Below are 6,159 nucleotides of genomic sequence, written 5' to 3' on the forward strand. Positions count from 1 at the left end.
CCGAGCCATGCTCGGCTGCTCTTCCTTCCGGCCGCGCTGGCACGCGCAAGCCGAGCATGGCTCGGCTCTACAAGGGCAGCGCTGCCTTCCGGAAGGCGCATGATGTGGGCGACCCTGGTTCCCGGAGCCTGCTCATGTCCCGCTTCGCCAGCTTCCGCGAGTTCTATCCGTTCTATCTCAGCGAGCACCGCCACCCGGTATCGCGGCGACTGCACTTCATCGGCAGTTGCGGGGTCCTGCTGCTGGTCGCCACTGCCTTGCTGCGCGGCCAGCCGCTGTTCCTGCTTGGCGCCCTGTTCTGCGGCTACGGGTTCGCCTGGGTCGGCCATTTTTTCTTCGAGAAGAACAGACCGGCGACGTTCCGCCATCCGCTGTACTCGTTCATGGGTGACTGGGTGATGTTCCTCGACATCCTGCGTGGGCGGGTGCGCCTGTAGCGGGCGGCTGCGGTGCCTTGCGGGGCATTGCCTCGCCGGCAGAGGAAAGGGCGGGGCGGGTTGCACTTCCGCTTGCATGAACCGCTGCGCTGCGGCACGCCTGCGGGCGACCGATCTGGGATAATGGGGTTTCCTGTTTCCTCTGCTGCCGGACCCGGTCATGACCCAGAAGACGCTGCTCAACGATACCCACCGCGCCCTTGGCGCCAAGATGGTCGATTTCGGGGGTTGGGACATGCCCATCCACTACGGCTCGCAGCTGGACGAGCACCATCTGGTGCGCCGTGAGTCCGGCGTGTTCGACGTCAGCCACATGACGGTGGTCGACCTGCGCGGTGACCAGGTCAAGCCGTTCCTGCGCCGCCTGCTGGCCAACTCGGTCGACAAGCTGAAGGTGACCGGCAAGGCACTGTACTCGTGCATGCTGAATCCGCGCGGCGGCGTCATCGACGACCTGATCGTCTACTACCTGGGCGACGACTTCTTCCGCATGGTGGTCAATGCCTCTACCCGCGAGAAGGACCTGGCCTGGCTGCGCGAGCAGGCTGCGCCGTTCGGCGTCGCCGTCGAGCAGCGCCCGGACCTGGCCATCCTCGCCGTGCAGGGCCCGCAGGCGCGCGACATCGTGATCGGCCTGGCCCGCGAAGCCGACCGCGCAGCGTTGACCAAGCTGGGCCGCTTCGCCGCCCTGCAGGTGCAGTCCGATGACGGTGTCGAGCTGTTCGTCGCGCGCACCGGCTACACCGGTGAAGATGGTTTCGAGATCCTGCTTCCGCAGGACGCCGTGGTCGCCTTCTGGAACCGCCTGCTGGCGGCGGGCGTGAAGCCGGCCGGCCTTGGCGCGCGCGACACCCTGCGCCTGGAAGCGGGCATGAACCTGTACGGCCAGGACATGGACGAAGAGATCAGCCCGTACGAAGCGGCGCTGGCCTGGACCGTGTCGCTGGACGAAGGCCGCGACTTCATCGGCCGCGACGTGCTGGAGGCGCAGAAGAGCGCCGGCACCGCGCGCCAGATGATCGGCCTGGTGATGGACGAGAAGGGCGTGCTGCGCCACGGCCAGACGGTCACCACGGCCAGCGGCCAGGGCGAGATCCTGTCCGGCACCTTCTCGCCGACGCTGGCCAAGGGCATCGCCTTCGCCCGCGTGCCGGCCGGTGAACTCGGCGAGGTCACCGTCGACATCCGCGGCCGTCAGGTGCCGGTGCGGGTGGTCAAGTTCCCGTTCGTTCGGGAAGGCCAGGCGCAGCCCGGCGTGCTCACCGACGCCTGATCCGTACGTGCCGGTCGTCACTGACAGCAGTGGCGGCCGGTTGGTTACACTAGCCCCGTTTTTTCCACCCCTGCAAATCTCTGGAGCAGTCCCATGAGCGAGATCCCCGGCGACCTCAAGTTCCTCAAGTCCCATGAGTGGGCCCGTGTCGAAGGCAATGGCCGCGTCACCGTCGGTATTTCCGACCACGCCCAGGGCCTGCTGGGTGACCTGGTCTACGTCGAACTGCCGGAAGTCGGCGCCGACGCCAAGGCTGGCGAGCAGATCGCCGTCGTCGAGTCGGTGAAGGCCGCCTCGGACGTCTACAGCCCGATCAGCGGCAAGGTCGTGGAGGTCAACTCGGCCCTGTCCGACAAGCCGGAAACCATCAACGAAGATGCCTACGGCGAAGGCTGGATGTTCGTGGTCGAACTGACCAACGCCGATGAGGTCAACGAGCTGCTGGACCCGGACGCGTACGCCGAAGCCCTGGAGAACGAAGACCACTGAGTCGTCGTTTCCGGATTCTGGAACGGCCACCTTCGGGTGGCCGTTTTTGTTTTGGCGACTGCACCGGACTCATGACGCGGGGTTCGCTGCGCACCCTCGGCGTGGCATCAGCCGACAGGCGAACGGTGCCGATGGGCGTGCGCAGTTTTGCGCAAATCCGCGTTTCAGCCCCGCGCCGACGCACTCGGATGTGAAAACTTTTCGCCCCCTGTTGCGGCGCTGTTGTGCTGGCGTTGGTGGCGGCGCCGGTGACCATCGACGTCGCACGCGCGATGCCGTTGCGAGTCTGTGTCTAGATGCGCGGAGTGCTTATTTCAAGTGCTTTTTGTTCAATGTATGCATCGATGCCGGTGCATGCAGCACGCTTGCGCGACGCTTCAACCGCCATGGCGGGCCGCGTAGAGCAGTGGCGCCGACGGCGCTCGGAAAGGCGCGGATGTGAAAATTTTTCGCGGGGGTTGTTGACAGTAAAAAAAACCGTGATTAGGTTTCGCCTCAGCAGACCTTGCCTGCCCAACCGAGTGCGCAGAATCAATCGTCCGATGCGAAGCAGCCCCTTCAAGACCACCGCGACCCTGATGACGGTGGACACGGCCCCGCTTCCCCCGGAGAAATGCAAGGCACCTTCCGTTCCGATGTCCGCTCCGCCGATCGAGGCGGGCATCGCCGCATCCGTAACGGCGCGCTTGACGCGCCGGCGGTCCCCGCACGCAGCATCCGCGGGTTTGATCCAACTGGGCGTTTCAACTCCCTATCACTGACGAGGAGCCATCCCATGGCAACCAAGAAAGCTGCGAAGAAGAAGCCCGCCGCCAAGAAAGCGGTGAAGAAGGTCGCGAAGAAGGCCGCTGCCAAGAAGGCAGTGAAGAAGGTCGCGAAGAAGGCGACTGCCAAGAAGGCAGTGAAGAAGGCGGCGAAGAAGGTCGCCAAGAAGACCACTGCGAAGAAGGCGGCGAAGAAGGTCGCCAAGAAGTCCACTGCCAAGAAGGCCGTCAAGAAGACCGCGAAGAAGGCGGCCAAGAAGGCCACCAAGAAGACTGCCAAGAAGGCTACGGCCCGCAAGCCGGCCAAGAAGGTCGCAAAGAAGGCGACTGCCAAGAAGGCCGTCAAGAAGACCGCCAAGAAGGCAGTAAAGAAGACCGCGAAGAAGGCCACCAAGAAGGCTGCCCCGAAGAAGGCAGCGAAGAAGGTTGCCAAGCGCAAGCCGGCCGCCCGCAAGAAGAAGGCCGCTCCGGTCGCTCTGCCGGCAACCCCGGCGCCGCTGATCTAAGTACTTCCCGATAGCCGCATCCTGAAACCCCCTTCCCTGGCTGCCCAGCGGGGAGGGGGTTTTTTTATGGGCGGCTTCGGTCGCCTGGTTGGGCGATTGCCGGCGGGAATCGTTCCACCAGGAAGTCGAGGAAGCTGCGCAGGCGGGTGGAATGGTAACGATCGTGCGCATAGACCACGTGCATCGGCCGACCGGCCTGGCCGTGCCCTGGGAGCAGCTGCACCAGTCGCCCAGCCTCGACATCGGCTGCCAGCAGCAGCGTCGACTGCAGGATGATGCCCAGGCCATGCAGCGCCGCCGAACGCAGCGCTTCGCCATTGTTGATCTGCAGCCGGCCGTCGGGCACGTGGTCGAGCTCGCCAGCGTCGTCCTGCAGCCACTGCGCAAGTGCACTCGGTTCGAACGACAGGCATTGATGGCCGGCAAGTGCATGCACGCTGTCTGGCGCGCCATGCCTGGCCAGATACGCCGGCGAGGCGCACATCATCAGGCGATAAGGGGCCAGGGCTCGCGCCACCAGCACGCTGCTGTCGGCCAGCGTGCCGCGATCCGCAGCGCCGCTTCGAAGCCCTCTTCGGCGAGGTCGACTACGCGATCGGTCAGCGTCGCTTCGACCCGGACATCCGGATGGCGCGCCATGTACTCGGCCAGTGCCGGTACCAGTGCATGCGTACCGAAGATCACCGGTGCACTGATGCGCAGCGTGCCCGCCGGTGCCAGGTGCTGGTGCTGCGCCTGCGCATCGGTTTCGTCCACCAGGCGCAGGATCTCCCGGCAGCGCGTGTAGTAGTCCTGGCCGAACGGCGTCGTGTGCTGGCGCCGGGTGGTTCGGCTCAACAGCTGCATGCCCAGCCGTGATTCCAATGCACGCAGATGCTTGCCGGCCATCGTCGCGGAGATGTCCATCGCCGCAGCTGCAGCACTGAGGCTGCCTTTGTCCACGATCAGCACGTAGACCTGCATGCTTTCCAGCAGGTTCATCTGACACCCCGGGTGTTGAATGCTGAAACCTGCGCGGAGTTTATCAATCAGGGGTGATCAAACAGCATGTCGTGCAAGGGCTGGATTGGCCGGCCATGCGGACAGGAGAACACCATGGACTTGAATCTTGCAGGCCGCACCGCTTTGGTGACGGGCGCGGCCAGTGGCATCGGTGCCGCCGTCGCCAGGCAGCTGGCGGCCCAGGGCGTGCGCGTTGCCATCACGTCACGGCAGCGGGCACCGCTGCAGGCGCTTGCGGCGCGGATCGAAGCCGAAGGCGGCGCGGCACCGGTCATCGTGGCCGGCGATGTCACCGTGGCCGGTGACGTCCGGTACATCGCGCAGGCATCCCGGGAGGCATTGCAACGCGTCGACATCCTGGTCAACGCCGCAGGTGGCTCCCGGCCGACCACCGTCGATGCCGATGATGATGTCTGGGAGGAAGCGATCGCCCTGAACTTTTCCGCCGCGCGGCGGATGACCCAGGCGCTGTTGCCTGGCATGCAGGCGCAGGCATGGGGACGGGTGATCAATTTCAGTGGTTCGATGGAACCGCGTGCGGTGAACGCGGCCACCGCGGCGAAGGCGGCGCTGCATCTGTGGAGCAAGGGGCTGTCGTCGGAGGTGGCCGGGCAGGGCATTACGGTGAATGCGATTGCACCGGGGCGCATCAACAGCGCGCAGATCCTGGAACGCCTGCATCCCACCGAGGAAAGCCGACGTGCGTTCATCGCCAGCAACATCCCGATCGGACGCTTCGGTGAACCCGAGGAAGTGGCGCCACTGGTGGCGTTCCTGTCCTCGCCGCTGGCCGGCTATATCACAGGCGCGGTGATTCCGGTGGACGGCGGCATGCACTACTTCGCGCACTAATGCTGCGGAGCTGTAGAGCCGAGCCCATGCTCGGCCGCCTTGCGCCAGGATTCCGCTCAGCAGAGCACGGCTCGGCTCGGCCCTACACAACAACAAAAAGGGCGGCCCGCAGGCCGCCCTTCGCACACCCGATCGAGCCCGCCTTATCAGCGCGGCGATGCCACCGCACGATTGCCCGAGGCGCCCTTGCCCTTGCGCTTGTCCTGCTGGGCCGGGCTGGCGCCCTCGGCCATCAGGTTGTCGCTGCCGAAGTCGGTGTCCACGTCCAGCCAGCGCTGCGCCGGCAGGCCGAGCGCGGAGTCGAGCACGGTCGGCAGCAGGCCGCTGGGCAGGCTGCTTTCGCCATTCCACATGATGGCAATGCCCAGATCGCGTTCCGGCACCAGCGCGACCAGGCCGCGATAGCCCTGCACGGCACCGGCATGGAACACCACGTCGTGGCCGGCGTAGTCGAAGGTGCGCCAGCCCAGGGCGTAGCCGGCCGAGTGCAGGCGCTCGCGGCGCCAGCCAGAACGCATCTCGCCGGGGGTGCTGATCAGGCTCGAATGCAGGGTGGCCAGCAGCGGTGCCGGCAGCACGTCGGGGCGGTGGCCGGTGTGGGCGAGCAGCCACTGCGCCATGTCGCTGGCGCTGGCATTGACGCCGGCCGCCGGGGCGACCCGGTAGTAGGTCGGCTTCGGCGTCAGCGAGACCCAGCCGTTGCGGCTGCGCACATGCGGACGCGCCCAGCGCGAGCTGGCCTGGATGCCGGCCAGGCCGAGGCTGGCATCGTTCATGCCCAGCGGCTTGAAGATGCGGCGCTCGACCGACTGCTCGTAGAAGCTGCCGGAGGCCGC

Annotated in this window: 7 protein-coding genes and 1 pseudogene; 5 read left to right on the forward strand and 3 right to left on the reverse strand. The window is 66.0% G+C overall.

Features of this window, described 5'->3' with window-relative positions:
• The first annotated feature begins 134 nt into the window (after positions 1–134).
• The 3 genes from ABGA94_RS18760 (at position 135) to gcvH (ending at position 2,199) form a co-directional block, all read left to right on the forward strand.
• A complete protein-coding gene (locus tag ABGA94_RS18760; protein ID WP_049415586.1) occupies positions 135–437 on the forward strand; it encodes a DUF962 domain-containing protein in 303 nt (100 codons plus the stop codon).
• Between the two features lie 160 nt (positions 438–597).
• Entirely contained in the window at positions 598–1,710 is a 1,113-nt protein-coding gene (gcvT, locus tag ABGA94_RS18765; protein ID WP_005418427.1) for a glycine cleavage system aminomethyltransferase GcvT, read from the forward strand.
• A gap of 93 nt (positions 1,711–1,803) precedes the next feature.
• Positions 1,804–2,199, forward strand: a complete 396-nt coding sequence (gene gcvH, locus ABGA94_RS18770) for a glycine cleavage system protein GcvH (RefSeq protein WP_005418426.1) — start codon at positions 1,804–1,806, stop codon at positions 2,197–2,199.
• 292 nt (positions 2,200–2,491) lie between these two features.
• On the opposite strand, the gene ABGA94_RS18775 is transcribed toward gcvH, so the two are convergent.
• Positions 2,492–2,863 (reverse strand): hypothetical protein, encoded by a 372-nt coding sequence (locus ABGA94_RS18775; protein WP_375367915.1) that lies wholly within the window; start codon positions 2,861–2,863, stop codon positions 2,492–2,494.
• Between the two features lie 111 nt (positions 2,864–2,974).
• Between ABGA94_RS18775 and ABGA94_RS18780 the strand changes: the two genes are divergently transcribed.
• Complete coding sequence (locus tag ABGA94_RS18780; protein ID WP_069139367.1) at positions 2,975–3,469, forward strand: histone; 495 nt, start codon at positions 2,975–2,977, stop codon at positions 3,467–3,469.
• A gap of 64 nt (positions 3,470–3,533) precedes the next feature.
• Here ABGA94_RS18780 and ABGA94_RS18785 read toward each other — a convergent pair.
• A pseudogene (locus ABGA94_RS18785) lies at positions 3,534–4,450 on the reverse strand (LysR family transcriptional regulator).
• Positions 4,451–4,564: 114 nt separating this feature from the next.
• Between ABGA94_RS18785 and ABGA94_RS18790 the strand changes: the two are divergent.
• The gene (locus tag ABGA94_RS18790; RefSeq protein WP_005418423.1) at positions 4,565–5,323 is read left to right on the forward strand and encodes an SDR family NAD(P)-dependent oxidoreductase; all 759 of its coding nucleotides are present in this window, start codon (positions 4,565–4,567) and stop codon (positions 5,321–5,323) included.
• A 146-nt stretch (positions 5,324–5,469) separates the two neighbouring features.
• Here the strand turns inward: ABGA94_RS18790 and ABGA94_RS18795 are convergent.
• The coding region (locus ABGA94_RS18795; RefSeq protein WP_375367916.1) for a serine hydrolase domain-containing protein at positions 5,470–6,159 on the reverse strand (690 nt) is incomplete at its 5' end.

It is taken from the genome of Stenotrophomonas sp. 3diitr2024 (assembly GCF_042136455.1).
Classification (GTDB): Bacteria; Pseudomonadota; Gammaproteobacteria; order Xanthomonadales; family Xanthomonadaceae; genus Stenotrophomonas; species Stenotrophomonas sepilia.

Bases quoted from the DNA above. Each gene is read 5' to 3' on its own strand.
- ABGA94_RS18760 (WP_049415586.1), top strand. From the start codon at position 135: ATGTCCCGCTTCGCCAGCTTCCGCGAGTTCTATCCGTTCTATCTCAGC.
- gcvT (WP_005418427.1), top strand. From the start codon at position 598: ATGACCCAGAAGACGCTGCTCAACGATACCCACCGCGCCCTTGGCGCC.
- gcvH (WP_005418426.1), top strand. From the start codon at position 1,804: ATGAGCGAGATCCCCGGCGACCTCAAGTTCCTCAAGTCCCATGAGTGG.
- ABGA94_RS18775 (WP_375367915.1), bottom strand. From the start codon at position 2,863: ATGCCCGCCTCGATCGGCGGAGCGGACATCGGAACGGAAGGTGCCTTG.
- ABGA94_RS18780 (WP_069139367.1), top strand. From the start codon at position 2,975: ATGGCAACCAAGAAAGCTGCGAAGAAGAAGCCCGCCGCCAAGAAAGCG.
- ABGA94_RS18790 (WP_005418423.1), top strand. From the start codon at position 4,565: ATGGACTTGAATCTTGCAGGCCGCACCGCTTTGGTGACGGGCGCGGCC.